We start from the raw sequence: 25669 nt of genomic DNA, 5'->3' as shown, positions 1-25669 counted from the left end.
CTCGCTGTTGAAGGAATGGACAGATTGGTCTATTCTTGTCCAGGAACAAACAGACAGACTGGTCTGGATAGGGCGTTGACGAGCGTCATGAACGACAAGCAATGAGAAGAGGAACGCATGAGTGTGCCAAACATCTCGGGCATGAGTGGCCAAGGAGGTGCAGGTGGCTTCCTCGGGCTGAATGGCGTTGGCAACAACGATCAACAGGCTGACTACCGGGACCCAGAGACCAGCCCCAAAGGTGGCGACACCTCGACCACCCCCTTGAGTGACGAACAGCGCCAAGCGCACGTCGAACTCGTTGCCAAGTGGGGCCAGCAGCTGGAAACCGCTACCGCCGAAGAGATCATGGAATGGGCAGAGGAGCACCTCGAAGGCCCCATTGCCGTGACCATGAGCATGCAGGACACGGTCCTCGCGGAACTCGCCGAGGGACGTCTGCACAGCGGCGAACTGGTCTTCCTAGACACTGGCTACCACTTCAAGGAGACCATCGAGACCCGCGACAACGTGGAACAGCGCTACCAGCTGCCATTGAAGACCGTCGAGCCAGTTCTCAGCCGCGAAGAACAAGACGAGACCTATGGGCCGCGCCTGTATGCCAGCAACCCCACCGCGTGCTGCCGTATGCGCAAGGTCGAGCCATTGGCGCGGATGCTCAATCCCTTCGAGGCATGGATCAGCGGCGTGCGCCGTGTCGATGCCCCCACGCGAGCAACCACTCCAGTGCTCGAGGTTGACCGCACCGGGCGCCTCAAGATCAACCCCATAGTGACCTGGACGGACGAAGAGGTAGAGCAGTACATCACTGATCATGACCTCATCATCAACCCACTGACCAAGCAGGGATACCCATCCATCGGATGCGCTACCTGCACCCTGCCAGTGGCCGAAGGCGAAGATCCACGCTCCGGCCGTTGGGCCGGAACCAACAAAGTAGAATGCGGGCTCCACACCTAATGACGACTCAGACACAAAACCCCTCCACCAGCGTACTTTCACCGCACCTGGCGGCACTGGAAGCGGAATCCATCGAGATCCTGCGCGAAGTAGCCGGGCAGTTCGACCGTCCAGCGTTGCTCTTCTCCGGCGGCAAGGACTCCGTTGTGGTGCTGGAACTAGCCAAGCGAGCATTCGCTCCGGCCGCCGTGCCATTCGAACTGCTGCACGTAGACACCGGGCACAACTTCCCGGAAGTTATCGAATTCCGCGACAGGATCGCCGAGGATCCACGCATCACCCTGCGCGTGGCGCACGTGCAGGATTGGATCGATTCCGGCGTCCTGCAGGAACGCCCAGACGGCACCCGCAACCCGCTGCAGACCGTTCCCCTGGTGGAGACCATCCAGGAGCAGAACTACGACGCAGTCCTGGGCGGTGCACGCCGTGACGAGGAGAAGGCTCGCGCCAAGGAGCGCGTTTTCTCCGTGCGCGATTCCTTCGGCGGATGGAACCCTCGCCGTCAGCGCCCTGAGCTGTGGGGCCTGTACAACGGCCGCCACCAGGCGGGAGAGAACATCCGTGTGTTCCCGATCTCCAACTGGACCGAGGCAGACATCTGGGATTACATCCGCGACCGCGAGGTGGAAGTTCCGCAAATCTACTACGCCCACCAGCGCGACGTGTTCGAGCGCGGCGGCATGTGGTTGACCGCGGGTGAGTGGGGCGGCCCGAAGGAGGGCGAGGAGATCGTCACCAAGACCGTGCGCTACCGAACCGTCGGCGACATGAGCTGTACCGGTGCCGTGCTCTCCGATGCCACCAGCATCGAGGACGTCATCGACGAGATCCGCCAGTCCACCACCACCGAGCGTGGTGCCACCCGAGCTGATGACAAGCTCTCAGAATCTTCCATGGAAGACCGCAAGAAGGAAGGTTACTTCTGATGACCACCGCAGTCACCAATTTGCCCACGCTGCGCCTGTGCACGGCCGGTTCCGTGGATGACGGCAAGTCCACCTTCGTCGGACGCTTGCTCTACGACACGAAGTCCATCCTTTCGGACCAGTACGAGTCCGTGGAGCGCGTCTCTACCGCCAAGGGTCTTGAGAATCCTGACCTGTCCTTGCTGGTCGATGGCCTGCGTGCCGAGCGCGAGCAGGGCATCACCATCGACGTGGCTTACCGCTACTTCGCCACGGACAAGCGCAGCTTCATCCTGGCCGATACCCCAGGCCACGTGCAGTACACCCGCAACACGGTCACTGGCTTGTCCACGTCCGAGTTGGTCATTGTTCTTATCGACGCACGCAACGGCGTGATTGAGCAGACCCGCCGCCACCTGCGTGTGGCATCCATGATGAAGCTGTCTCACGTGGTGGTGGCCGTCAACAAGATTGACGCTGTGGACTACTCCGAGGAGATCTACAACCAGGTTGCAGATGACATCCGCACCCTGACTGACGAGCTCGGTCTGAACCACGTGGACATCGTTCCTACCTCCGCCCTGCTGGGTGACAACGTGGTGGAACGCTCCGCCAAGACCCCGTGGTACGATGGTCCTTCCGTGCTGGAGATCCTGGAAAAGGCCACCCCAGGTGCGGAAAATGACAGCGTCAACCGCGAGTTGCGCTTGCCGATTCAGATCGTGATTCGCGAGCACTCCTCCGATTACCGCGGCTATGCCGGACGTTTGACCGCCGGTGCGGTGGAAGTGGGCGATACCGTCAACGCGGGCGGCCGCGAGGCAGTCGTGGCGGGCATCGACTCGCCGGAAGGCGAGCTGCAGCGCGCTGTCCGTGGGCAGTCTGTGGTGATCCGCCTGGATCGGGACATCGACCTGTCCCGCGGTGACATCATCGCCGGCTCGGACCTCCCCGAGCCAACTAATCAGCTCACCGCCACGGTCTTCCACCTCTCGGAGATCCCGGTTCGCCTGCGCTCCAACGTGCTGCTGCGTTATGGCTCTGCCACCGTGCGCGCTCGCGTGGACGAGGTTATTGAGCGCATCGATGCGCCTCAGGGTGGCTCGGAGGAATTGGTTCTCAATGACATCGCGCGCGTGCGCGTGACGGTCGCTGAGCCGTTGCCGTTTGAGCAGTACCGCCGCGGCGGCCGGGTGGGTAGCTTCCTGCTGATCCAGCCGGGCACCGGCGATACAGTGACCGCCGGATTGATCGACTAATTCCTATGTCTGCTTCCTCTGCTCCCGTCATCGTGTTGGCTCACGGATCTCGTCATCCGTTAGCTGATCAGGCCATCCATCAGGTGGCTGAAGCGGTGGGCGCAGAGGCGGCGTTTCTGGACTTTTCTCCCCGCACCTTGGAAAACCAGGCGCGGCTGCTGGCCGCGCAGGGGCATAAGGACATTAGTGTCCTTCCATTGCTGTTCACCGATGCTTTTCATGCTCGCCATGATGTGCCGGAGACGGTGGCGGAAACGGAACGAGCCCTGGGCGTGAACATCACTGTCACGGATTCCTTGGGCACGGGAGAAGACATTGCCGAGCTACTCGTAATCCGAGTTCAGCAGGCACTGGCGTATCAGCGATTCACCAACATCGTGATCTACGCCGTTGGCTCTAGCAATAGCGAAGCCAACCAGGCTGTGGCGGATCTTGCGCACAGCGTGGGGCAGAGGCTGCGAATGCCGTGCGCGGCTCTATTTGCCACTGGTCGTGGCGGAGGAGTCGCCGCTTTAAGCGCACATTGCGCAGAACATGGGCCCACTCACGTGGTTCCACTGTTCGCTGCCCCCGGAACGCTCTGGGATATGGCCGTGGAAAGCCGCATCCCGAATGCCAGCTTCGGTACCCCGCTGGGTACGGAATTGGCCGGAGTAATTGAGCACAGGCTCCACCAGGTAAAAGGACTCGAATCCCGATGAATAAACTCTTTCTCTTTGCTGTCGCAGGCCTGTTGGCCCAGTTGGTGGACGGCGCGCTCGGCATGGCCTTTGGTGTTACTGCCACTACTGTCCTGCTGTTTTCTGGCCTCACCCCCGCGCATGCCTCTGCGGCCGTGCACTTCGCGGAGATGGGCACCACGCTGGCTTCGGGTGTATCCCACTGGAAGCTGAAGAACGTGCACTGGCCAACGGTCTTCTGCCTGGGCGTGCCCGGTGCCGTGGGCGCGTTTGCTGGTGCCACGGTGCTTTCGAACCTGTCCACGGAGTCCGCGCAGCCGGTGATCACGGCGATCCTCGCGCTGCTGGGCTTTTATGTGATGCTGCGTTCCTTCCTGTTGCCGTGGAATCGCACGCAGGCTGCGGAAAACGCGAAGCAAGGTCACGGTCCTGCCGGCCCGCCGTCTGCGAAGTCCCGGTTGAGTCTCGCGGGGCTCGGAATCGGCGGTGGCTTCCTGGATGCTTCCGGTGGCGGAGGGTGGGGTCCTGTGACCACCTCCACGCTGATGGGTTTGGGCAAGGCTGAACCGCGAAAGATCATCGGTACGGTCAGCGCCTCTGAGTTCCTGGTTTCCTCTGCAGCTTCGGCGGGCTTCATCTTCGGCTTAGCGGGAGAGCTGCAGGAAGTGTGGCGCCCCGTGGTGGGCTTACTGATCGGTGGCGTGATCGCCGCTCCGATCGCCGCGTGGCTGGTGACCAAGATCAAGCCACAGGTGCTGGGTGGTTTCGTGGGCGGCTTGCTGATGCTGATCAACATCCCTCGACTGCTCAGCGCGTCCAACGATGTTGCTATCGCTATAGCCATTATTGCCGCGGTGGGCATCGTGGCGCTGGTGTACTCCCGTCGTTCCCGGATGCTCGCCAAGCCTGCAGGGGATAGCGAAGAGCAGAAGGCCGAGCAGGCGCAAAATGAAGAGGAAAAGGTCACGGTACCTGCGTATTCCCGCCACTCTGCGGGCTGAGCTTCTCGCCTATAGAGTGATATTTTTCCAAAACCCACGGGGGTGTGAGCCACTTCACGCCTCCGTTTTCTTTGCTCTCCAAACCTTTCACCTCAGGCACAATGGACAGCGACAAGTGCCACGAGCCGAAAGGGACAATCACCCGTGACCAACGCCACCGCTCCAGCCATCCGAGCAGTCTTAACCCCCGTCGCCAGCGCCGCCATCCGGCGCGACGCCATCTTAGAGGCTACCGGCGATTCCTCGCACGATCTCTTTTCCACCGTCGACCCGGTCACCGTTGATTTCTCCGATTCCCTCGATGCTGCCCTAAAGGCTGAGGTCCCCCTCCTGGTTTCCTCCGGTGCTCCCGTGAACGACGCCAGGCTCGCGGACGCGACCGGTGCCAACCTCATCCTGGTGGGAAATAACGAAGACGATCTGGAGCACATCCTCATCCTCAACGATCGCCTCGAGCGCATGGGTTACTCCGTCGCCGGGTACATCCTGCTGGAACCGGCCGGTGGCGAATTCGAAATGACCTTCGACCAGGCGGCTCAGCTGGAGCGTCGAGAGCAGAAGATCGGGCCAGAGCTATTCGAGCGCAACCTCATCGACAAGGCCCGCGCCCAGCAGGCGCACATCGTGCTGCCCGAAGGCGACGATGACCGCATCCTCGAGGCCGCCCACCTCCTGCTGGAAGACGAAGTATGCAAGCTGACCATCCTCGGAGACCCAGAAGCCATCAAGGCGCGGGCTGAAGAATTGGGGCTGGATATTTCTGGCGCTGGCGTCGAGGATCCAACGGCGGGTGACCGCCTGGAACAGTTCGCAGAAGACTTTGCTGAACTGCGCAAACACAAGGGAACCACCGTCGACGAGGCCCGCGAGACCATGAAGGACATAAGCTACTACGCCACGATGATGGTCCACCAGGGCCTGGCGGACGGCATGGTCTCTGGCGCGGCGCACACCACCGGGCACACCATCAAGCCCTCGTTCCAGATCATCAAGACCGCCCCGGGTTCCTCCGTGGTGTCCTCGATCTTCCTCATGGTCATGGACGGAGTGCTGTGGGCGTTCGGTGACTGTGCGGTCAATCCAGATCCGACGCCAGAGCAACTGGCAGAAATCGCCGCCGTCTCGGCCCAAACGGCGCAGCAGTTCGGGATTGAGCCTAAGGTGGCGATGCTTTCCTACTCCACCGGAACCTCTGGTGCGGGCGAAGACGTGGAAGCCGTGGCTAAGGCCACCCAGATCGCCAAGGACAACAACCCAGATTTGGCTGTGGACGGGCCGCTGCAGTTCGATGCCGCCGTGGTGGAAACCGTGGGGCAGAAGAAGATGCCCGGCTCCGACGTGGCAGGCAAGGCCACCGTGTTCGTCTTTCCGGACTTGAACACCGGAAACATCACCTACAAGGCCGTCCAGCGCACCGCAGACGCGCTGGCCGTGGGGCCAATTCTGCAGGGGCTGAACAAGCCAGTCAACGATCTGTCCCGCGGCGCGACCGTGCCGGACATCGTCAATACCGTCGCCATTACCGCCATCCAGGCCAGCACAAACTAAGGAACCGCCATGTCTACCCAATATGCCCTCGTCCTCAACTCCGGATCCAGCTCCATCAAGTTCCAGGTGCTAGACCCCAAGGCTGATTCCACCGAGCCGCCATTCGTCTCCGGCATCGTGGAAAAGATCGGGGAGAAGAATGGTCACATCAAGATCCAGACCGAAACCACGAAGATGGAGGACACTCGCCCCATCCTTTCGCACTCCGTGGGACTGGAGCGCGCCTTCGGCATGATGAGCCTTCTGGGCGTGGGCCCGCAGGAGCTAGACCTGCGTGCGGTAGGCCACCGCGTGGTGCACGGCGGCGAGGAATTCCACGCCCCCGAGCTGATCGAAGGCGACGTGCTGGACCGCCTCAAGGCGCTGATTCCACTGGCCCCGCTGCACAACCCGGCCAACATTGATGGCATCGAAAACGCCCAGGCCCTGCTGCCGAACGTTCCCCACGTGGCGGTCTTCGATACCGCCTTCTTCTCCACCTTGCCCGAAGCAGCTGCGAACTACGCGCTGAATGCCGAGGTGGCCCGCGAGCACAATATCCGCCGCTACGGTTTCCACGGCACCAGCCACGAGTACGTCTCCCGCCAAGTGCCCGGCCTGCTGGACAAGGATCCGTCCGAGGTCAAGCAGATCACGCTGCACCTGGGCAACGGCGCATCGGCAACGGCGATCGACGGTGGCAAGGCCGTGGACACCTCCATGGGTCTGACCCCACTGGCGGGCTTGGTGATGGGAACCCGCACCGGCGATATCGACCCGGGCATCATCTTCCACCTCACCCGCTCCACCGACATGGACATCGATGAGATCGATAACCTGCTCAACCGGAAGTCCGGCCTCAAGGGCATGGCAGGAGTCAACGACTTCCGCGAGTTGCAGAAGCTCGTCGACGATGGCGACAAGGATGCCAAGCTGGCCCACGACGTCTACATCCACACCCTGCGCCGCTTCATCGGTTCTTACCTGCTCAACCTCGGCGGCGTAGACGCCATCACCTTCACTGCTGGTGTAGGAGAGAACGCTGTGGGAGTGCGCCGCGATGCGCTGGCAGGTCTGGAGAACTTCGGTATCGAGATCGACGACGCCCGCAACGCCAACGAAGAAGGCATCGAAGGCGCCCGCAAGATCTCTACTGATAACTCCAAGGTCAAAGTCTTCGTAGTGCCTACCAATGAAGAGCTGGCCATCGCCCGCTACGCAGACGAGCTGGCCAACCAGGCCTAGAACAGAGTCTGGGGGCGAATCATGTTCGCCATCTCGATCAAGCGATAGCGGTGGCGAGCAAAGGGGGACTGGCGTGCCAGCGAGCGCAAGCTCGCTTCCACGCCAGTGCGCAGGCCACGCTCGTTAAAGGGGACGTCAAACAACGAGGCACGGCTGATGGGGGTCTTGCCCAGCGAAGAGCGTTCGCGGATCCACGTCAGACCAGCGGACATCACCGCTAGCCGTACCTGCTGCAGGCGCGGCTCGTTGGTGGGGAGCAGCTCCAGGCGCCGGGCAGCGCGGCGGATACGGGACTCGGAGAGCGAGCCCGTGGAACCCACCAGCAGCAAAATAGTGGTCAAGCGGGCCAGGCGCTGGTGACGGGAGTTCTGCGGCACGCGATCCAGCGCGGCCACAGCCGTATCCACTAGACCTTCCGCATTGAGCTGGCGAGCCAGACCGAACGCACTGGAAACGGTGGTGGGGTTGGTAGCCCACACCAACCCGTAGAGCCGCATCGCGTGGAAGCGCAGCGCGATGGGATCCTGGGTGATGTGATCCCAGGAAGGGACCGAGGAGTAATCGTCCACGGGCACGCGCTGCGCGAAGGCGAGCGCAGAGGCGGCGCGCGTGGTCTCCTGATTGAGTAGCCGGACGTTGTTCATGCCCTGCTGCTGCAACAGCAGCTCGTCGGTGGCGGCGAGAGCCAACTTGGGCGCCGGCTCGCCCGGCAGAATATTCAGCACCCGGTTGAAGTAACTCTGCGCGTTGACAAAATCCGAGGACAACAGCGCGGCCACCCCGGAGTGCCAGTGGTAGCGCCAGTCATTCTTCAGCCGGTCAGAGAGCTCATCGAGCTGGCGGATCGCCTCGCCCGTCAGACCCAAGTCCAACTTGGCGCGCACCATCGACAGCGGGATCTCCACCGAGCCAGACATCTCCGGCTGCTTCATGGCCATCTCAAGGGTGTAGAGCACCTCGGAAGGCTCCGTGTACGAAGCCGCGGAGAGTAGGCCAGCGCCGGGATCGTCAGAATCCGTCAAGGGAGTGGGCAGCGCGGCCACGATCTCCGGGGCAGAGATCTGCACCGAGCGCTTAATACCGTCCAGCAGCTGATCCGTGCGGAACACGATGTGCTTGGTGCCGAACGTGGAACGCTGGGCCGTGAAGCGCGTGTACAAGTGCGGGTAGTGGCGACCGTCGCGAATGGCCAGAATCTCCCGCAGCACACCCATCAGCTGGTTGGACATCGCCGCAGCGGTGGGGAAGCGCGCCTCTGGATCCGGATGGGTCGCGCGCAGCAGCAGGCGATACAGCGAGAGGTATTCGCGGAACAGTGGCTCTTCGTCTGGTGTGGGCAAGCCCGGCGCGTACACGCCGTTTTCCACGGGAAGCTTCACGATCAAACTGGCCAGCGTGCGGCCCACCGTGTAGATATCGCTGGCCACAGTGGGACCAGTGGTAGAGACTTCCGGAGCTTGGAAACCCTTGGTGCCGAAGATGTGCCCAAAGGCACCGATGCCTGTCACCGCACCCAGGTCGATGAGCTTGACCTGGTCCTCCGTGATGATGATGTTGTCCGGCTTCAAATCGTTGTAGACCACCCCGCGAGCATGCAGGTAGTCCAAGGCGGGCAGAACTTCCAAGATGTAGCCGATGGCCGTATCCACATCCAGCGTGCCGTTCATCTTCCTGCGACGGGAGCGCAGCGACGGCCCACCCACGTACTCCATGACGATAAAACCGCCCTCGGAGCGGGGGTCATCGATGAAGTTGAAAATCTTGACGATTCCCGGGTGAGTGATCTCCGCCAAGAAGGCACGCTCGGATTCCGCCACCGCACGCTCGTGCGCGCTCTGGGCAGCCATCATGCCTTTGAGCACCACATAGCGATTCGCCACAAAGTGGTCCGTGGCTAGGTAGATCCACCCCAAGCCACCGTGGGCGATGGGGCCAAGCACCTCGTACTGGCTCGCCACAATATCGCCGGGCTCTAGCGCCGGCGCTTCCACACCACGGGCTACCGCCTCCGCCGGGTCGATGGTGGCGGTCTCAGGATCCGTCGGAGAGACGAACGGCAGCTTGACCATGCCGCCAGCGACCGTGGCACCGCGCCGGTGAATTCCACGGCGCTGGCGGAACGTAGACAAGGCCTCGCGCCGGGACTTTTCGCCCGAATCCACAGTCAACGGGCCGGTGGTGGCCTCCGTGTCGAACTCGTCATCGTCATCCGCAAAAGGGTCAAAAGGGACGGCCTCGGTGTGCGCCTCAGTCTGGGCGGAATCCTCGTGCTCCCGTGGATCTGACTCACTCATCGAAATCCTCCCGTGTCATCGTGCCCATACTGCGGCTGGCGGTCGTATCGCCATTGCTGCGCAACCAGTCCGCACGTGCCTGGCTGATGTCCTGCTCCTCTTGCTCGGAGCGATACTTCATCGGCAGCGATTGCGGTGAGCCCAGGTACTCCTGCATCCATTTGTCGTACAACTCATCCCAGGTGCCATCGGATTGAATGCGTTCCAAAGTGGAGTTGACCTGAATGACCAGCCCCTGAGCCTTGCGCCCGGTGGTGGGGGCGGGCATGCCCACGCCGTAATAGCTCACAGCATCTCCGGTATCGATAACCTCTGTGTACGGATCTTGGGCTTGGAGGCCGGAGAGTATGGCGTCGTCGGAAAAAATCGCATCGGCTTGGTTGCGCTGCATGGCCATCAAACAATCGGTCCACGTGCGCGTCAGCAACAGCGCGCCGATGTTGTTATCCACGATGGCTCGAGCCGGGGTGGAATCGCGCGTGGCGCACACTGTTTTGCCCTCGAGATCCTCCATGCCCGCGATGCCGGAATCGCCCAAGACCAGCAGTTTGGTGTGAACGCCCAGGTAGGGCACCGAAAATTCGGTGGTGTACTGGCGATCCTTGGTGATGGTCCAGGTTCGTAGGACGAGGTCGACGTCACCGTCGCGGAGGGCTTCATCTCGACGCCGATTCTCCACATAACGGAATTCCACCCGGTCTGGATCACCGAAAATATCGCGGGAAATCTCCCTGGCCAGGTCGATCTCGAAGCCCTCGAGCTCGCCACTCAACGGGTCACGAAAGCCCATGCGATTCAGGTACTGGCCCACGCCAACGATCAACCGACCGCGCTCGATGATCGCGGGGATGCGCTTTTCCACCGCAGCCGCATCGGGGCGGATCGAACCCCACGGGTCTTGCTTGCTGGACGGGGAAGCCGCGAAATCCTGCAGGTCATCACCACGGACAATCTCTGAGCCCACCGGCAGCTCGTTGACTGTGCCCTGCGTGTGCACGTCAGGCCACACCGGAGGGGCGGTCGTAGCCGCCGAACAAGCAGACAGCAGGCTGAGAATCGTGACTGAGCCGATGACGGCGCGGGCAAGTTTATGCATCACACGTACTCCTGCAGACGAGGACGGGTACCGGCGATCACGCAGAGGGCGGCGATGACGGTCAAGAACGTGACGATCTTGGTCACCCGATCCGCGGAAGTGCGCACGTCGTTGAGAACCACTCGCAGATCGTCACGCTGCTCAGAAATCAGCTCTTGCAGCTCGGAATCGAGGATCTCGAAGTTGGTCTCCGAGGACGTGGCATCGCCTTCGGCACCCAGGCTGATCTGCAACGCCTCGTTGAAATTGCCGTTTTGCATTTGATAGAGCGTCGAGGCGTGCGAGGAGTCCCACAGGCGCAGCGCCTCGCGGGCGTTATCGATCCGCGCAGGCGAATCCACATCGTCGCGAGTGGCCTCCAACGCCTCACCGATCTGAGCAATGCGCTGCGAATAGGTGTTCTGACGGCGCTCGTCATAGTCACGCTGCACCAAGCCCAGCGCCTCATCGGTGCGGGCCTGCTGGGCGGTGATGCGCGCCTGGGTGAGCTCCTGCAGCGGGCGGACCGTGCCATCTACTTTTTGCCAGCTCGTAGCCCAGGTCAGGGCCGAACTGCCCGAAGCCCAGAGCAAAGCCACGATCATCAACGCGGTGGCCAGCACAAAGCCCACGTTGATACGGCGATGGGTCTCCGCCGCCAGCCACACCTGCACGATTAGCAAAATGATCACGGCCGCAGCCAATCCGGACAGCGGGAACCACAGGGGCGTGACCAACTGCGCCTGCTGGTCAGAGACCCGGCGTGAGGTCAGCAGATGCAGCTCCTGGGCATTGGGAAGCAGCGTGCCCTGCATCAGAGCAGAGGCCTCCGTGAGATAGCTGGCGCCGATGGGATTGCGCACGCGGTCATTAGTCTGGGCCTGAGCCACCAGCGTGATGTACTTGGGCAGCTCCTGCTGGATGAGCAGCGTGATTTCCATCTCGCGGCTATCTACCTCTTGGATGCCGTGGCTGGCGCGCAAAATAGCCTCGGAGGCATCGCGCAAGGCCTCCGAATATTCCACCTGCGAGGCGTTATTCCCCTTGCCCTGCTTCAAAAAGCCCGTGGTGGCAATGGAATCAGCCACGGACAACTTATTGAATAACTCCTGGGCGGAATCAGCGAGGGGCTCCGTCTGAGTAATGAGGGTATTGACCTCATTCTGGCGCACCGTGGAGGAATACACCATCGCGCCGCCTGCGGCCAGAATGGCCAACACGCACACAAAGGAAACGAGAGTCATCACTCCCGGAGGCGTGACCGCCACCCGCCACAAGCGCTTGGGCGCCCGCCGAGCCGCCACCGCCATTCCAGACAAAGACCGGGATGGGCGGGATTGCGCAGAGTCACGATCCATCCATCGATCTGCGTCCAGCGCCGGGAGAGAGGGCATGCTTTTGGATTATATAGACCACAGTTGACTCCTCAACAATAAAATGACCACCCACGTCAATCAACTGCGTTTATGGCACTATGGATCGCATGATTGAAGCCAGCTCATTGACCAAACGCTACGGCTCCACCACCGTTGTCGATTCCCTTGATTTCGAGGTGAAATCCGGCATTGTCACGGGATTTCTCGGACCCAATGGAGCCGGTAAATCCACCACCATGCGCATGATGGTCGGCCTGGACAAGCCCAGCGCCGGACACGCGACCATAGACGGAAAGCACTACTCCGAATATAAGCAACCCCTGCGCAAGGTCGGCACGTTGCTGGACGCCAAGTGGGTTCACCCCAACCGCAGCGCGGCCAGCCACCTCAAGTGGGTCGCCGCTACCAACGGCATCCCTTCCAAGCGTGTCGATGAAGTACTGGGCCTGGTGGGCCTCAGTGACGTCGCTGGTAAGAAGGCAGGCAAGTTCTCCTTGGGTATGGGACAGCGGCTTGGTCTCGCCGGTGCACTGTTGGGCGATCCAGAGGTTCTGATCCTCGACGAGCCTGTCAACGGCCTAGATCCCGAAGGCATCCGCTGGGTGCGCTCCTTCGTGCGCACCTTGGCTGCGGAAGGCCGCACGGTGCTGATCAGCTCCCACCTGCTCTCCGAGATGGCGCAGACCGCGGACCACCTGGTGGTCATCGGCCAGGGACGCCTGATTGCTAATACATCCACCCACGAGTTCATCAAGTCTGCGTCGGAAACCCACACCATCGTGCGCTCCGACCACCTGGACGAACTCCGCGGCGCGTTGAAGGAAGAAAACGTCCGTTTCTCCGAGGCCAAGGACGAAGATGGGCGCGACACCCTGGTTGTCGACAACAAGGACACCGACTGGGTGGGCGCCGTGGCTTTCACCTACGGGCTGAAACTCAACGAGCTCAGTGAGCGCCGGGCCAGCCTGGAGGACGCATTCATGAACATGACCGGCGGCAGCGTGGAATACCAGGCCAAGGGCGGCGAAACGAACAACAACGGCCTGCTCGGTGGGTCAATCCCAGCGGGTGCGGTGGCATTCGCCGGTGATGCGAGCAAGCAGGACGAGCAGAGCACCGACAAGCAGGGGGAGCGCTAAACCATGAACCTCATCAAATCTGAGTGGATCAAACTATCTAGCACCAAGGCCCTGTGGGCTACCAGCATCCTGGTGGTGCTGTTCAGCGTGCTGTTCGCCCTGCTGATGGGCTTGGGCACCGGCGTGAACTTGAACGACGAGGAGCTTATGAAAGATCCGGAGCTCTACGCAGCTACGGTGGCTTCGATTTCCTCGACCCAGGCATTTACAGGACTGACTGCCTTTGGCTTGATCGTGATCATCATCCAGGCCTGCATGATGGTGACCTCTGAATACGGCAACGGCAGCGTGAAAACCACGATGCTGGGCACGCCATCGCGGTGGCCCGTGCCCGTGGCGAAGTTCTCGGTCTACGGCGTGATCGCCGCTGTGCTGGCGTTAGTCTCCCAGGTGCTGAGCCTGCTGACGATGCGCTGGATGCTGAGCATGCGCGTGGAGGATAAGCAGCTGTTGGACCCCTTGTCCTTCTCCGCCGATGGTGTGTGGCGCGAGATTGGAATGAACGTGGTCTACTGCGTGCTGGTGGTGCTGATGACCATCGGCGTGGGTTACCTGATTCGCCACACGGCGGGCGCGATTTCCCTGATGGTGATGTGGATTCTGATCGTGGAAGGAATCCTGATTGGATTCATTCCTTGGGTCAAGGACTGGCTGCCCCCATACATGCCGTTTAAGAACATGGACGCGGCTGTCTCCGGCACTGATATTGCGGACGCGCCGTGGGGCCACACGGGATCGCTGATCTACTTCATCGCGTGGGCCGTGGTGATTTTCGTGGCTGGCGTGATCGTGCTGCGCAAGCGCGACGCCTAGCCGGAGCTAGAGGCTGTCTTGATGGCGCTGAATGTCATCAATCAGCGTCTCGGCAGCGATGGAAAGATTGCGCAGGGCAGGCACGCCGCGGCGCAGCTTCGCGATATCACGGGCATCCATGCGGCGGGTGGCGCCGGCGATGAGTAGCGCCCATTCGTCGGTGATGGAATTGAGCATTTCAATGCCATCATCGGTGAGATAAAGATCCTGTGCGCGCTTATCGTGATCATTAGCCTGGCGCATAACCAAGCCGTTGTTCATGAGGCGGCGCACGGTGGCCGAGACGTTGGAGGCCCGAAGGAAACGCAGGCGCGCGATGTCCGAGACGCCGCATCCTGGGTGCTGAGCAACGAACTGCAGCACCTCGATTTCCGACTGGGAGATTTCTAGCTTCTGATTAGGGCGTTCCATCAGGCGGCGGGTTGCGGAGAGGAAGTCGTAGACGCTGGATGCGATCTCCGCGACGTCGATGTCTGGCAAGACTTCCGGGGCGCGGTATCCGCGGATTTGTTGCGCCTGGGGGGTGCTGCTTTCAGACAATGGTCTACCTTTCCTCGATACTTTTGTGCTGCTATTCGAGATTGTTTCTGGGTATAAACAGTGTACGGTATCGACCTTGCCGAAAATGCTATTAGGTCGCAGTGGTGGTTATTATTTTGTAACACTTCGCTTATAAGTGGAAGCGAAATCCATCAATTGGTTGAACTTAATTTCAACTGAATTTGTTACTACCTGGCTGCACGCTACTGCAACGAGCTGGTCAGACGGGCCACGTTGTCCACATAGCGGCTGTACCACGGCCGCTCACGCCACTGTTTGAGCGTGAGCTTCTTACACTTTTCCCGGTAGCTCTCCGCTAGTTCCTTGAGCTGTACCATCAGCTCGCCCTCGCCGGTCATCAGCGAGATTTCGTAGTTCAGGCCGAAGGATCGCATGTCCATGTTCGAGCTGCCCATCACCGCGACCTCCGCGTCCGCGATCATGAATTTGGCGTGCAGCACCGCGGGGGCAGGGTAGAGGTATATTTCGACGCCAGCCTTCAGAAGCTCCCGGTAGTAGCTAGCCTGGGCCCGTCCCACCAGAAATTGATCGGCCTTTTCCGAAACGTACAATTCCACCGTCACCCCGCGATAGCAGGCCGTGGTGATTGCCTCCAGTAATGATTCATCCGGGATGAAATACGGGCTGATTAGCTGCAATTTCTGCTTGGAATGATGAGCAATCGAGGTAAACAGGCGCAGGTTTGGCTCCGTGGTGAATCCTGGTCCGGAGGGGATCATCTGCATGATTTCCCGCCCGGTGTCCTGCGCGTTATCTGAGAGTTGCTGCTTGAACTTGGTGGGTGCCAGTAGGCCGAGCTCTTCGTTGCTCTCCGTGTACCAATCCACCGCGAACACCGAGTTGATGGTGTTAACGATGGGGCCGGTGACCTCGGCCATGACATCCACCCAGTGGCGGCCGGCCTTCAGGTTGGACTTCTTTAAGTAGCTGGAATCAATCATGTTCTGCGAGCCCACGAAGGCCTTGCGTCCATCGACCACCAGCAGCTTGCGGTGGTTACGCAGATCAGGGCGGCGGAAGCGCCACCGCAGCGGCTGCAGGGGCAGCATCAAGTGCCAGCGGATGCCCAGCTTGGTGAAGCGCTTGCCCAGTTTCCTATGGCCGGGGTACTTCATGCTGCCGACGTGATCGTAGAGCAGGCGCACGGGTACCCCGCGATCCACAGCCCGGCCCAACGCTTCGAAAAAAGGAGCGGTGGTGGAATCCCACGCCATGATGTAAATCTCCACGTTGACGTAGATTTTCGCCTCGTCGACCGCGCGAGTCATCGCCGCGATGGACTGCTCGTAATTGGGATGCAGAGCAAGCAGTGAGCCATCTAGCGCAGGGAGGGATGTCAATTCGCGGTTCAAGTGGACCAGGCTGAGTAATTCGTCCGTCAGCTCTGTGCCGTCTGGAATGTCTGGCTCATCCTGACCCAGTTCTCGCAGTTGCTCATTCGCGCGGTTTTGAATGCGGTGCCGGCGTCGATTCACATACGGCGAGCCCATGAGGAAGAACAGGGCGATACCCACGAAGGGGATCAGGAAGATGGCCAGCAGCCACGCCATCGCGCTGGACGGGCGACGATCCGCAGGCACCCAGCCCAAGGCGGCGATCTTCAGCGAATAGTCCGCCAGCACCAGCACGACTTGCCACCACTCAAGGTTATCGGTAGCAACGAACAGGATGTCATTGACGGACTGCAGCGGAGCGTAGAGCCATTCCATGGGCCGGCCTAATTGGTCTGGTAGTCGACGATGACCGGAGCGTGATCAGACGCGCCCTTGACCTTGCGCTCATCGCGATCCACTCGCGCATCGGTGGCGGTGATGCCCCGGGCGTACTGCAGATCGATGCGGATTCCCTCGCCCTTCTGGAAGCGCAGTGCTTGGTAGTCCCAGTAGGTGTATTCATCCTCGATGAGGGTGGTGGCTTGCGTCAGGCCGGCCTCCTCAAGCTTGCTCAGCGCCGCGCGCTCCTTCGGAGTGACGTGCGTTTTTCCCTCGAAGTAGCTGCGGTCCCATACGTCTTTGTCGCGCGGGGCGATGTTGAAATCCCCTACGAGGCAGAGCTTGTCCGGACCATTCGCTGCGTAATCCGCGAGCTTGTCTAGCCACGCGAGTTTGTAGGTGTAGTGCGGGTCGTGGATCTCCCGGCCGTTGGGGACGTAAAGACTCCACACTGTCACGCCGCCGCACTCCGCGCCGATGGCGCGGGCCTCGAGATCCTGGCTGGCCTCCAGATCCTTATCGAAGCCGGGCTGGCCGAAATCGTGCGAGACGTTCTCCAAACCGACGCGGGAGAGGATGGCCACGCCATTGAAGGAGTGCAGGCCGAAGTGGGCCTGTTCGTAGCCAGTGTCCGTGAAATCTGGGAACTGGGCGTCGGTGCACTTGGTTTCCTGCAAACAGAGCACATCAACATCCGAGCGCTCGAGAAAATCGCGAACGCGCTGCTCGCGGGTGCGGACGGAATTGATGTTCCAAGTGGCAATACGCATGCCCAACACTCTAGCGCGCGGGCAAGACGCGGACGGTTCGATGCCGATGATGGATGGAAAAACCTAACCGGTGGTACAAGGCTTGGCCCGCGGTATTGGAATCGATGACTTCCAAATAGGCGTGATCGGCCCCGCTGGCGACTCCCCAGCGCAGCATTTCATTGCCCAGGTAGGTGCCGAGGCCTTGGCGTCGGAAAGGCTCCGCGACCTCGACCGCGGAGTAACCCAGCCACGTCCTGCTACCGCCCTCGGTGACCGTGCCGCGCGTGATGGCGGCGAGTTGGCCCTCGACGGTAAGGCGACCGAAGCTCAGCGTGCCGTTGATGCGGGCGCTGAGCAGGTCGAGCGCGTGACGAGGAAGTGGTTCGCCGCGGAAGTGGTACATGCTCAGCCACTCGTCATCGGGCTGCTCGTCCACGTGGAACTCGAGGTTGTTCAGGGGAGCGGGCATGGAGGGGAGTTCGGTGTCGAGGTCTCCGGGATCAGGTAGCTCGCGCGTCATGATGACGATTTCCGGGCCGCGCGTGCCTGGGATGTTCTCTGCCGCGCGGCCCAGCCGATCGGGCAAGAGCAGCTGTGTGGGTAGTTCGTGCGCGCGATAGAACTCGGAGATCTTCTCCAGTGGCACGGGCTGCAGCGCTGCGTGCGAGCCGATCGGCACCGCGGAGTTGGAGCGTTCCGTGATGCCGTCTCCTGCGCGAGCCAGCCAGCCGCCAATCTCCTCGTTGGCAATGCCGGGGAAGGCCTCCGCGATGGCCTGCTCGACCGCGCGGATATCGCTATTGCGCACGGGCTTAGCGGACAGCGTCTTGAGAACCACCACGCGCGCCGGGGAGATGGTGACCGCCGGGTCGCCGGATTGCGGCTCAACCTGCAGCGGGTTGGTGGAGATCAGCTCGCCGATGACGTCCGTGACCTTCGGGCGCGCAGCGCCTTGGCTATCTACGGCGTAGCGAACAATCACCCGCGCGCCGGGAATCACGCTGACGGGATCAGTGCGCCGAGACAGCGGAAAGGCGAACTGCTCCACCGTGCGCGCGCCCGCAGCGGCGGCGGTGTAATCGGTGGGGAAGTGGTTAGTCATCGTGACCGAAGGGATCCTTATCCACCCCGGGCATCCAGGTGCGCCCGCCCGTGTTCCAGCCCTCTGCCTTGAAAGCCTTCTTAGCCTGGCGTTTGTAACGGCCGATCAGCGCGTCCGTGTAGAGGAATCCATCGAGGTGGCCTACCTCGTGCTGCAGGCACCGTGCGAAGAATCCGTAGCCTTCCACGGATACGGGCTCACCGTGTTCATCCACGCCGGTCACGCGCGCCCAGTCAGCGCGGCCGGTGGGGAAGTCGTAACCGGGCACGGACAGGCAGCCTTCCTCGTCCGCATCCTCGTCTGGCATGGTTTCGGGGATGTCCGAGGTCTCAAGCACCGGGTTAATCACGCAGCCGCGGCGCAATGGACCGCCGTTGGCCTCAATCTGCTCCTCGGACAGGCGCTCGCCATCGGTGCCCTCGATGTCCGGACAGGCGTACACGAACAGTCGCTTGTCCACGCCCACCTGGTTGGCGGCCAGGCCCACGCCGTGCGCCTTATCCATGGTGGCGTACATGTTTTCCACGAGCTGCTGGATCTCTGCGCTGGGCTTTCCGTCGACCAGTTCGACGTCTTCCGTGGGCTGGTGGAGCACGGGATCACCGGCGATGACGATGGGCATGATGGTGGGCTGTTCAGTCATGCTTGCAATGTTAGCCGTGGTCAAGACAATGCCCTAGCAGCGCCTACTTAGAATGAGAGACGTGGATTCTTCGGAAAGTTTGTCTCAGCGCGAGCGCGCGATGCTGGACTTCGAGCGTCAGTGGTGGACGCAGTCCAGCAACAAGGCCGAGCGCATCCGCCAGGAGTTCGAGGTCCCTCCCGTGCGCTACTTTCAGCAGCTCAACGCCCTGATCGAGCGGCCTGACGCTTTGGCCTACGACCCGGTGACGGTGCGTCGTTTGTTGCGCCGTCGTGGCGATGAGGTGTGAGGTTTCTTTTTCTTTTCGACGCCAACTCGCGAGTGTCACGCTTGTGACCAGTGTGACAAGAGTTAATATTGTGGCGTGACTGATTCGAATCGACCACGCCATGCCCTCGACGACGACAGCTTCGACGAAGCCTTCGCCTTCGATGACACCGATGACGCCCCAGAAAACTACGACGACCACGACCCCGAAGCTGCCGGTGCGCCGAGCAGCAAGGTTCCCATGCGCGGACTGGGAATGATCCTGCTGGCCGTCGGCATCGTTCTGGTGGGCTGGGGAGCCTTCAGCCTCGCCGGAGGCGATGACGAATCCACCGAGCAGAACGCCGCCTCCACCGAGTCTGTGACCGAACAGGCGCAACAGCCCAGCCAGACGCAGCAGAGCGCAGCGCCTTCGCAGTCCCCGGAGAAGAACCCGAGCGAGACTCAGGGCCAGGAGCCCGCGGCGCCGGAGGCTGGCGTCGGAAATGAAGGGGCGGACGAACGGCAGGTCAACAAGGCAGACCAACAGGTCACCGTGTTGAACAACAGCCCAATCCAAGGCTTGGCGGGCGATACCGCCAAGACGCTGCGCGACAAGCAGTGGGACAAGACCAGCTTCGGTAACCTGCCGGACACCGAAGGTGCGTTCCCGAAGTCTGTGGTGCTGTACCCAGGCAACGATGCCAACGCCCGCGCGGCTGCCGAGCAAGTAGCCGCCGACCTGGGAATCGAGGTGCAAGCGCGCACCCCAGAGATCGACGGACGACTGGCCGCGGCGGACATGCTCGAGGGCGAAGGGCCAGCAGCGGTGGTCGTGGTGACCACCAACGACATGCCACGCTAAGGTGCGCGGACGGGCTCCCGATATACTGCACAAATAGTGCATGCCCCAGAAACGTAAGGACCCTTCCATGGATTTCCCTGGCTCACGGCCGACCGTCGGCATTGAATGGGAAGTGGCTCTGCTCGACCCAGCCACGCGCAACCTCACCCCGCAGGCGTCCGAGCTTCTGGAACTAATGGACCAGAAATTCCCCGACCACCGCGTCACCCGTGAATTCCTGGCTAACACCGTGGAAATGGTCACCGGGGTCCACGAGACGATCCCCTCCGCCGTGGACGACCTGTGCGAGCAATTGCAGCAGCTGTTCACCTGCGCGGACGAGCTAGGCGTGCAACTGTTCTCAGCGGGCACCCACCCATTCGCGGACTGGGGTGACCAGCAGCTCAGCGAAAAGTCCAGCTACCGGGAGATCATCGAGCGCACCCAATACTGGGGACGGCAGATGATCATTTGGGGCATCCACGTGCACGTGGGCGTGGGCTCCAAGGACAAGGTCTGGCCCATCATCAACGCCGTGATGACGCACTACCCGCACGTGCTGGCACTCTCCGCGAGCTCCCCAGCATGGGAGGGGCTAGATACGGGATACGCATCCAACCGCACGCTGCTCTACCAGCAGCTACCTACCGCGGGAACCCCGTATCAGTTCGCCAACTGGCAGGAGTGGGAATCCTTCAACGAGGACACGGACAGGTCCGGCGTGGTCAACCACACGGGATCCTGGCACTTCGACGTGCGCCCCTCCAAGTACGGCACGGTCGAGGTGCGCTTCGCCGATGCCACGATGGCCGTGTGGGAGCTGGCGGCGATCTCCGCATACATCCACTGCCTCGTGGTCCACTTTGAGCGCGCGTTCGACCGCGGTGAGGAACTGCCGACGCTACAGCCGTGGCACATCGCGGAGAACAAGTGGCGCGCTGCGCGCTACGGCCTGGACGCGGAGATCATCACCGACCGCGAGACCTCCGAGCGCTGGATCAAGGACGAACTGCGCGACTGGGTGGACACACTGCACCCGCTGGCCGAGGAGCTAGGTTGCGCCGCCGAGCTGGCGGACGTTCTGCGCCTCATTGAGCGCGGCGGCGATTATGAGCTGCAGCGCCAAGCCGCTCGCGATGCGGGAGCCGCGCTCGAGCCAGGCACTCGCACGCGCGGCGATGCCGGTGCGGAACAGGGCTTTACCCAGCCCGAAGCGTGGGTAGCCGCCGTGGACCTGACAGTCCGCACCCTGCGCGAGAGTCTTTAGAGGCCGTACAGACGGGAAGCCGCCGAGCACAGCGCGTTGGCGATCGAGTGATCTCGGTTCGCGCCGAAGCCCACTGCCCACATGCGCTTGGACTTGTGGGTGGTGTAGATGAAAGTCACGGTGGCTTCGAAGATGTCGTACTGGTGGAACTGCAGGATCTCCACGTTGTAGCCGTGATCAGCCAAGATCTGCGTCATCGCAGAAGAAGGGCCCATTGCGGTGATGGATGCCTGGGTGCCTTGACCTTCGGCGTTGAGGCCGGAGATGGACATCTCGAACTCGTGGCGCCCTGCGCGCAGGCGGTTGCTGCGCATGTACTCCACCCGGATCGCAGAGGGGGCGTAGGTGGAGATGAACTTCTTCCACTCCATGCCGCGGGCTTCCTGGCGCATGCCGGAAGGCAGGCGCTGTCCGAAGCGGGCGCGGAATGGATCCTCGGCGAAGTTGCGCGTGCGCATGCGACGCTTCTCGATGCGCGACGTGGAGGTGGTGGAGTAGGTCTTTGCCGTGGAACGACGCTTGGTACCCGAAGGACCAGACTTGGTCGCGGTGTAGGTGGGGTTGTTCCATTCCGATTCCGGGCGGGCGAATCGGATCAAAGTGGTGGCGTTCATAGTGCGCTCGTTTTCTTCAAACATCATTGTTAATCGGTCCTTACGTGCCAGATGTGGTTCCTGTGTTATCTGGACCGACGCTCATGCGGTTCACGCTAACCCCGGTAGTGGAGGGGTCAGTCCTCGCCTCCACCCGGGTTGGGTACTCGCATAAGAATGGTGCTCATGGGAAATAAACCTACTTCAAACCATCTAGTGGAAGCAAATTTCCCACATGTTGAGAAAATTGTTACGCACTTTCGGTGGCTGTTCGCGCCAAAAACAGCAGTTCCGCTGCGCCGATGTGGAGAATCTCCGAAGGATCAACGGACTCGTCCGCACTGTGGATGCGGCACAGCGGCTCCTCGATGCCGAACAGCGCCAGCTCCGCATCTGGGTACGCGGTGAGCAGCTCATTGGTCAGCGGAATGGAGCCGCCGCTGCCGGTCTCTACCGTGGACTTGCCGTAGACCTCGCCGATGGCCTTGCTGAAACGCTGGAGAGCGGGACCGGACGTATCGGCCCGGAACGCGGAGGCGACCGTGGAACGCTCGATCTCCATCTGCGCGTTGGGCTGGTGCCTTTCCAAGTGCGCAATCAGCGCGTCTTGGGCTGCCACTGGATCCATTCCTGGTGGCACGCGCAGGCTGACCTGAGCGGCGGCGCGTCCAGGCACCGCGTTAATCGCGTCCTCGACGCTCAGTGAATCCAGACCGGTCACGGTGATGGACGGACGCATCACGGTTAGATCATTGGCCGCGATGCCTTGCTCCGCGCCCAGAACCTCCACGCCGTCCAGCACGCCCGCGTTGCAACGGAAAGTATCCGTGTCCGGACCCACGCCTTCCCACACAGCGTCGGAGGTCAGTCCTTCCACGGCCACCAGGCCGTTGTCATCGTGCAGGGTGCCCAAAAGCTTGATCAGTTCCAGCAGTGCATCCGGAGCCGCGCCGCCGTACTGCCCGGAGTGCATGGGCTGAGCAATAGTGCGCAGCGTGACGGTGACGGGAGCGGAACCACGCAACGCGCTGCAGACGCTGGGCAGCCCCAGCTCGTCATTGCCACTATCGGCGATGAGGAACGTGTCTGCGCGGAACAGCTCCGGCTGGGCATGCAGGAGATCCTCCAGGCCGTATCCGCCGCGCTCCTCAGAACCTTCCACCACTACGCGGATGCCAATCTTGTCTAGCTGCTCGGAGCCGGCGTCGATCAACTCACGCAGTGCCCGCAACACGGCCAGGTGCATGACCACGTGACCCTTACAATCGGCGGCGCCGCGTCCGTACCAACGGCCGTCGCGCTCAGTCAGCGTCCATGGGTCTGCGGTCCATTCTTTTTCGACGCCACTTGGCTGAACGTCAAAGTGTGAGTACAAGAGAATGGTGGGATAGCCTTCCGCGGCTTCCTTGACTCCGATGACCGAGGTGGAGCCATCCGTGGTCTTGAAGGGCTCCACGGGAATGCCAGCGGCACGGAACTGCTCCACCACCCACGCGGCAGCGCCGGCGTTATGCTCCTCCAAACCCGGCACAGAATGGACGGACTGGAACGCCACCAGTTCCTTCAAGGACTCCCACACAAACGGCATGTGGGACTCGATGAGCTCATTGGTGAGCTCCGGGGTGATCTGGTCTGCAGAAGTTGGTAGTGCGATGCTCATGCCTCACACGGTACTCCGGCGCTGGACAGTCGACTGCGATGGCTTACACGCAAATCTTGCACTCGATATGGGGGAGTGCTAAAACGGTGGCTAGCACTTGAAGCATTTGAGTGCCAATAAATGCACCATCAGATGCAGTGAGAATGGATGTCGCGACATTCGTCCATTCGTGCCGTCGCGGGCGCTGGGTCTGAACCGCACGTGTCGCAAAACCAAACGGAGGATCACAGCCACATGGCTAAGATGATTGCATTCGACGAAGAAGCACGCCGTGGTCTGGAAAAGGGTCTGAACACCCTGGCAGACGCGGTCAAGGTAACCCTCGGTCCAAAGGGACGCAACGTCGTTCTGGAACGCAAGTGGGGCGCCCCAACCATTACTAACGATGGTGTCACCATCGCTCGTGAGATCGAGCTCGAGGATCCATACGAGAAGATCGGCGCAGAGCTGGTCAAGGAAGTTGCCAAGAAGACCGATGATGTTGCTGGCGACGGCACCACCACCGCAACCGTCTTGGCACAGGCACTGGTGCGCGAAGGTCTGCGCAACGTGGCTGCAGGCTCCAACCCGATGGGCATCAAGCGCGGTATCCAGGCTGGCGTGGAGAAGGTCACTGCAGAGCTGCTGAACTCTGCCAAGGAGATCGAGACCCAGGAGCAAATCGCTGCAACCGCCGGCATCTCCGCTGCTGATCATGAGATCGGCAAGCTGATCGCCGAGGCTATGTACAGGGTTGGCGATGGCCAGCTGAACAAGGACGGTGTAATCACCGTCGAGGAGTCTAACGCTTTCGGTGTGACCTTGGACGTCACCGAGGGTATGCGCTTCGACAAGGGCTACATCTCCGGTTACTTCGCCACGGACGTTGAGCGCGGCGAAGCTGTGCTGGAGGATCCATACATCCTGCTGGTGTCCTCCAAGATCTCCAACGTTAAGGACCTGTTGCCACTGCTGGAGAAGGTCATGCAGTCCGGCAAGCCATTGCTGATCGTGGCTGAGGACATCGAGGGTGAGGCTCTGTCCACCCTCGTGGTGAACAAGATCCGCGGCACGTTCAAGTCCGTGGCTGTGAAGGCTCCTGGCTTCGGCGATCGCCGTAAGGCGCAGCTGCAGGACATCGCCATCCTCACCGGCGGTCAGGTTATCGCGGAGGAGGTTGGCCTATCTCTGGAGACTGCTGACCTGCCACTGCTGGGTACCGCCCGCAAGGTTGTGGTGACCAAGGACGATACGACCATCGTCGATGGTGCCGGTTCTTCCGAGCAGCTGGCTGGCCGCATCAAGCAGATCCGCCAGGAGATGGACAACGCTGACTCTGATTACGACCGCGAGAAGCTGCAGGAGCGCTTGGCTAAGCTCTCCGGCGGTGTGGCCGTGCTGCAGGTTGGCGCTGCGACCGAGGTGGAGCTGAAGGAGCGCAAGCACCGCATCGAGGATGCTGTGCGTAACGCCAAGGCTGCTGCCGAAGAGGGCATCGTTGCCGGCGGTGGCGCTGCGCTGCTGCAGGCCGCTCATGTGCTGGATGACGGCCTGGGTCTGGAAGGCGACGAGGCTACCGGCGTGCAGATCGTGCGCGCTGCTCTGTCCTCCCCTCTCAAGCAGATCGCCCACAACGCTGGCCTGGAGCCAGGCGTGGTGGAGGACAAGGTCTCCAACCTGCCTGTCGGCGAGGGCCTGAACGCTGCATCCGGCGAGTACGTGAACCTGCTGGAGGCCGGAATTTCCGACCCAGTGAAGGTCACCCGCTCTGCTCTGCAGAACGCTGCGTCCATCGCGGCTCTGTTCCTGACCACCGAGGCTGTGGTTGCGGATAAGCCAGAGCCTGAGGCTCCTGCAATGCCAGGCGCTGATGAGATGGGTGGAATGGGCGGTTTCTAAACCTTCTGTTTCCTTGACGGCACCGTTTTCGCGCGTTCGGTTTTCTTCGTCCGACGCCACGGCGGTGCCGTTTTTTGCGTTTGAATCGGCGTCTGTTTTGCGGTGGCTGCGCATGTGACGAACGGGCTGCAAACATA

The 25669-nt window shown here is 61.5% G+C and carries 23 protein-coding genes; 13 read left to right on the top strand and 10 right to left on the bottom strand.

Annotated features, from left to right (window positions below; translation table 11 throughout):
* Positions 1-117 precede the first annotated feature (117 nt).
* From CS919_RS03710 to CS919_RS03680, 7 genes are all read left to right on the top strand, one after another.
* Positions 118-960 (top strand): phosphoadenylyl-sulfate reductase, encoded by an 843-nt coding sequence (locus CS919_RS03710; RefSeq protein ID WP_099298149.1) that lies wholly within the window; start codon positions 118-120, stop codon positions 958-960.
* Complete coding sequence (cysD, locus tag CS919_RS03705) at positions 960-1886, top strand: sulfate adenylyltransferase subunit CysD (RefSeq protein ID WP_228073446.1); 927 nt, start codon at positions 960-962, stop codon at positions 1884-1886. The genes CS919_RS03710 and cysD overlap by 1 nt, the downstream gene beginning before the upstream one ends.
* Complete coding sequence (locus CS919_RS03700) at positions 1886-3124, top strand: sulfate adenylyltransferase subunit 1 (RefSeq protein WP_099298147.1); 1239 nt, start codon at positions 1886-1888, stop codon at positions 3122-3124. Before cysD ends, CS919_RS03700 begins: the two co-directional genes overlap by 1 nt.
* 5 nt (positions 3125-3129) lie before the next feature.
* Entirely contained in the window at positions 3130-3825 is a 696-nt protein-coding gene (locus tag CS919_RS03695; protein WP_099298146.1) for a sirohydrochlorin chelatase, read from the top strand.
* On the top strand, positions 3822-4805 hold the full coding sequence (locus tag CS919_RS03690; RefSeq protein ID WP_099298145.1) for a sulfite exporter TauE/SafE family protein: 984 nt from the start codon (positions 3822-3824) through the stop codon (positions 4803-4805). Before CS919_RS03695 ends, CS919_RS03690 begins: the two co-directional genes overlap by 4 nt.
* A gap of 219 nt (positions 4806-5024) precedes the next feature.
* Entirely contained in the window at positions 5025-6353 is a 1329-nt protein-coding gene (pta, locus tag CS919_RS03685) for a phosphate acetyltransferase (RefSeq protein WP_370737745.1), read from the top strand.
* 9 nt (positions 6354-6362) lie between these two features.
* The gene (locus CS919_RS03680) at positions 6363-7577 is read left to right on the top strand and encodes an acetate kinase (protein WP_099298144.1); all 1215 of its coding nucleotides are present in this window, start codon (positions 6363-6365) and stop codon (positions 7575-7577) included.
* Here CS919_RS03680 and CS919_RS03675 read toward each other — a convergent pair.
* Genes CS919_RS03675 through CS919_RS03665 form a run of 3 tightly spaced genes read right to left on the bottom strand, consistent with a single transcriptional unit; the run spans position 7574 to position 12340 of the window.
* Entirely contained in the window at positions 7574-9871 is a 2298-nt protein-coding gene (locus tag CS919_RS03675) for a serine/threonine protein kinase (RefSeq protein WP_099298143.1), read from the bottom strand. The genes CS919_RS03680 and CS919_RS03675 overlap by 4 nt on opposite strands.
* On the bottom strand, positions 9864-10967 hold the full coding sequence (locus CS919_RS03670) for a transporter substrate-binding domain-containing protein (RefSeq protein WP_099298142.1): 1104 nt from the start codon (positions 10965-10967) through the stop codon (positions 9864-9866). Before CS919_RS03670 ends, CS919_RS03675 begins: the two co-directional genes overlap by 8 nt.
* A complete protein-coding gene (locus CS919_RS03665; RefSeq protein WP_099298141.1) occupies positions 10967-12340 on the bottom strand; it encodes a GlnX family signal transduction membrane protein in 1374 nt (457 codons plus the stop codon). Before CS919_RS03665 ends, CS919_RS03670 begins: the two co-directional genes overlap by 1 nt.
* 89 nt (positions 12341-12429) lie before the next feature.
* Here CS919_RS03665 and CS919_RS03660 point away from each other — a divergent pair, with 89 nt between their 5' ends.
* Both CS919_RS03660 and CS919_RS03655 read left to right on the top strand, forming a co-directional pair.
* Positions 12430-13461, top strand: coding sequence for an ABC transporter ATP-binding protein (locus CS919_RS03660; protein WP_099298140.1), 1032 nt, complete (start codon positions 12430-12432; stop codon positions 13459-13461).
* Between the two features lie 3 nt (positions 13462-13464).
* Positions 13465-14274, top strand: a complete 810-nt coding sequence (locus CS919_RS03655; RefSeq protein WP_099298139.1) for an ABC transporter permease subunit — start codon at positions 13465-13467, stop codon at positions 14272-14274.
* A 6-nt stretch (positions 14275-14280) separates the two neighbouring features.
* Here the strand turns inward: CS919_RS03655 and CS919_RS03650 are convergent, their stop codons facing one another.
* The 5 genes from CS919_RS03650 to CS919_RS03630 form a co-directional block, all read right to left on the bottom strand.
* Complete coding sequence (locus tag CS919_RS03650; protein WP_099298138.1) at positions 14281-14814, bottom strand: MarR family winged helix-turn-helix transcriptional regulator; 534 nt, start codon at positions 14812-14814, stop codon at positions 14281-14283.
* 203 nt (positions 14815-15017) lie between these two features.
* Positions 15018-16544, bottom strand: a complete 1527-nt coding sequence (gene cls, locus CS919_RS03645) for a cardiolipin synthase (protein ID WP_099298137.1) — start codon at positions 16542-16544, stop codon at positions 15018-15020.
* Positions 16545-16552: 8 nt separating this feature from the next.
* Positions 16553-17317: an exodeoxyribonuclease III gene (locus tag CS919_RS03640; RefSeq protein ID WP_099298136.1), complete on the bottom strand. Its 765-nt coding sequence runs from the start codon at positions 17315-17317 to the stop codon at positions 16553-16555.
* Between the two features lie 10 nt (positions 17318-17327).
* A complete protein-coding gene (locus tag CS919_RS03635) occupies positions 17328-18401 on the bottom strand; it encodes an N-acetylglutamate synthase, CG3035 family (protein WP_099298135.1) in 1074 nt (357 codons plus the stop codon).
* A complete protein-coding gene (locus CS919_RS03630; RefSeq protein ID WP_099298134.1) occupies positions 18394-19044 on the bottom strand; it encodes a peptide deformylase in 651 nt (216 codons plus the stop codon). The genes CS919_RS03635 and CS919_RS03630 overlap by 8 nt, the downstream gene beginning before the upstream one ends.
* Before the next feature lie 61 nt (positions 19045-19105).
* Between CS919_RS03630 and CS919_RS03625 the strand changes: the two genes are divergently transcribed.
* The 3 genes from CS919_RS03625 to CS919_RS03615 all read left to right on the top strand — a co-directional run bounded on the left by CS919_RS03625 (position 19106) and on the right by CS919_RS03615 (position 21401).
* A complete protein-coding gene (locus tag CS919_RS03625) occupies positions 19106-19333 on the top strand; it encodes a DUF3263 domain-containing protein (protein WP_234990793.1) in 228 nt (75 codons plus the stop codon).
* Between the two features lie 75 nt (positions 19334-19408).
* A complete protein-coding gene (locus tag CS919_RS03620; RefSeq protein ID WP_099298132.1) occupies positions 19409-20155 on the top strand; it encodes a LytR C-terminal domain-containing protein in 747 nt (248 codons plus the stop codon).
* A gap of 67 nt (positions 20156-20222) precedes the next feature.
* Positions 20223-21401, top strand: a complete 1179-nt coding sequence (locus tag CS919_RS03615) for a glutamate--cysteine ligase (protein WP_099298131.1) — start codon at positions 20223-20225, stop codon at positions 21399-21401.
* On the opposite strand, the gene CS919_RS03610 is transcribed toward CS919_RS03615, so the two are convergent.
* Both CS919_RS03610 and CS919_RS03605 read right to left on the bottom strand, forming a co-directional pair.
* On the bottom strand, positions 21398-22039 hold the full coding sequence (locus CS919_RS03610; RefSeq protein ID WP_099298287.1) for a hypothetical protein: 642 nt from the start codon (positions 22037-22039) through the stop codon (positions 21398-21400). The genes CS919_RS03615 and CS919_RS03610 overlap by 4 nt on opposite strands.
* A gap of 205 nt (positions 22040-22244) precedes the next feature.
* Entirely contained in the window at positions 22245-23654 is a 1410-nt protein-coding gene (locus tag CS919_RS03605; RefSeq protein WP_200818333.1) for a dipeptidase, read from the bottom strand.
* A gap of 234 nt (positions 23655-23888) precedes the next feature.
* Between CS919_RS03605 and groL the strand changes: the two genes are divergently transcribed.
* Positions 23889-25532 (top strand): chaperonin GroEL, encoded by a 1644-nt coding sequence (gene groL, locus CS919_RS03600; RefSeq protein ID WP_099298130.1) that lies wholly within the window; start codon positions 23889-23891, stop codon positions 25530-25532.
* The last annotated feature ends 137 nt before the right edge of the window (positions 25533-25669 follow it).

Source organism: Corynebacterium dentalis (assembly GCF_900232865.1).
Lineage (GTDB): Bacteria > Actinomycetota > Actinomycetes > Mycobacteriales > Mycobacteriaceae > Corynebacterium > Corynebacterium dentalis.
Note: the sequence above shows the minus strand (reverse complement) of the source record. Positions and strands in the feature narration are given on the sequence as shown.

Bases quoted from the DNA above. Each gene is read 5' to 3' on its own strand.
- CS919_RS03635 (WP_099298135.1), bottom strand. From the start codon at position 18,401: ATGACTAACCACTTCCCCACCGATTACACCGCCGCCGCTGCGGGCGCG.
- CS919_RS03680 (WP_099298144.1), top strand. From the start codon at position 6,363: ATGTCTACCCAATATGCCCTCGTCCTCAACTCCGGATCCAGCTCCATC.
- CS919_RS03615 (WP_099298131.1), top strand. From the start codon at position 20,223: ATGGATTTCCCTGGCTCACGGCCGACCGTCGGCATTGAATGGGAAGTG.
- cls (WP_099298137.1), bottom strand. From the start codon at position 16,544: ATGGAATGGCTCTACGCTCCGCTGCAGTCCGTCAATGACATCCTGTTC.
- CS919_RS03655 (WP_099298139.1), top strand. From the start codon at position 13,465: ATGAACCTCATCAAATCTGAGTGGATCAAACTATCTAGCACCAAGGCC.
- CS919_RS03640 (WP_099298136.1), bottom strand. From the start codon at position 17,317: ATGCGTATTGCCACTTGGAACATCAATTCCGTCCGCACCCGCGAGCAG.
- CS919_RS03630 (WP_099298134.1), bottom strand. From the start codon at position 19,044: ATGACTGAACAGCCCACCATCATGCCCATCGTCATCGCCGGTGATCCC.
- groL (WP_099298130.1), top strand. From the start codon at position 23,889: ATGGCTAAGATGATTGCATTCGACGAAGAAGCACGCCGTGGTCTGGAA.
- CS919_RS03665 (WP_099298141.1), bottom strand. From the start codon at position 12,340: ATGCCCTCTCTCCCGGCGCTGGACGCAGATCGATGGATGGATCGTGAC.
- CS919_RS03670 (WP_099298142.1), bottom strand. From the start codon at position 10,967: ATGCATAAACTTGCCCGCGCCGTCATCGGCTCAGTCACGATTCTCAGC.
- CS919_RS03690 (WP_099298145.1), top strand. From the start codon at position 3,822: ATGAATAAACTCTTTCTCTTTGCTGTCGCAGGCCTGTTGGCCCAGTTG.
- CS919_RS03605 (WP_200818333.1), bottom strand. From the start codon at position 23,654: ATGAGCATCGCACTACCAACTTCTGCAGACCAGATCACCCCGGAGCTC.
- CS919_RS03695 (WP_099298146.1), top strand. From the start codon at position 3,130: ATGTCTGCTTCCTCTGCTCCCGTCATCGTGTTGGCTCACGGATCTCGT.
- CS919_RS03700 (WP_099298147.1), top strand. From the start codon at position 1,886: ATGACCACCGCAGTCACCAATTTGCCCACGCTGCGCCTGTGCACGGCC.
- CS919_RS03710 (WP_099298149.1), top strand. From the start codon at position 118: ATGAGTGTGCCAAACATCTCGGGCATGAGTGGCCAAGGAGGTGCAGGT.
- CS919_RS03610 (WP_099298287.1), bottom strand. From the start codon at position 22,039: ATGTTTGAAGAAAACGAGCGCACTATGAACGCCACCACTTTGATCCGA.
- CS919_RS03675 (WP_099298143.1), bottom strand. From the start codon at position 9,871: ATGAGTGAGTCAGATCCACGGGAGCACGAGGATTCCGCCCAGACTGAG.
- cysD (WP_228073446.1), top strand. From the start codon at position 960: ATGACGACTCAGACACAAAACCCCTCCACCAGCGTACTTTCACCGCAC.
- CS919_RS03660 (WP_099298140.1), top strand. From the start codon at position 12,430: ATGATTGAAGCCAGCTCATTGACCAAACGCTACGGCTCCACCACCGTT.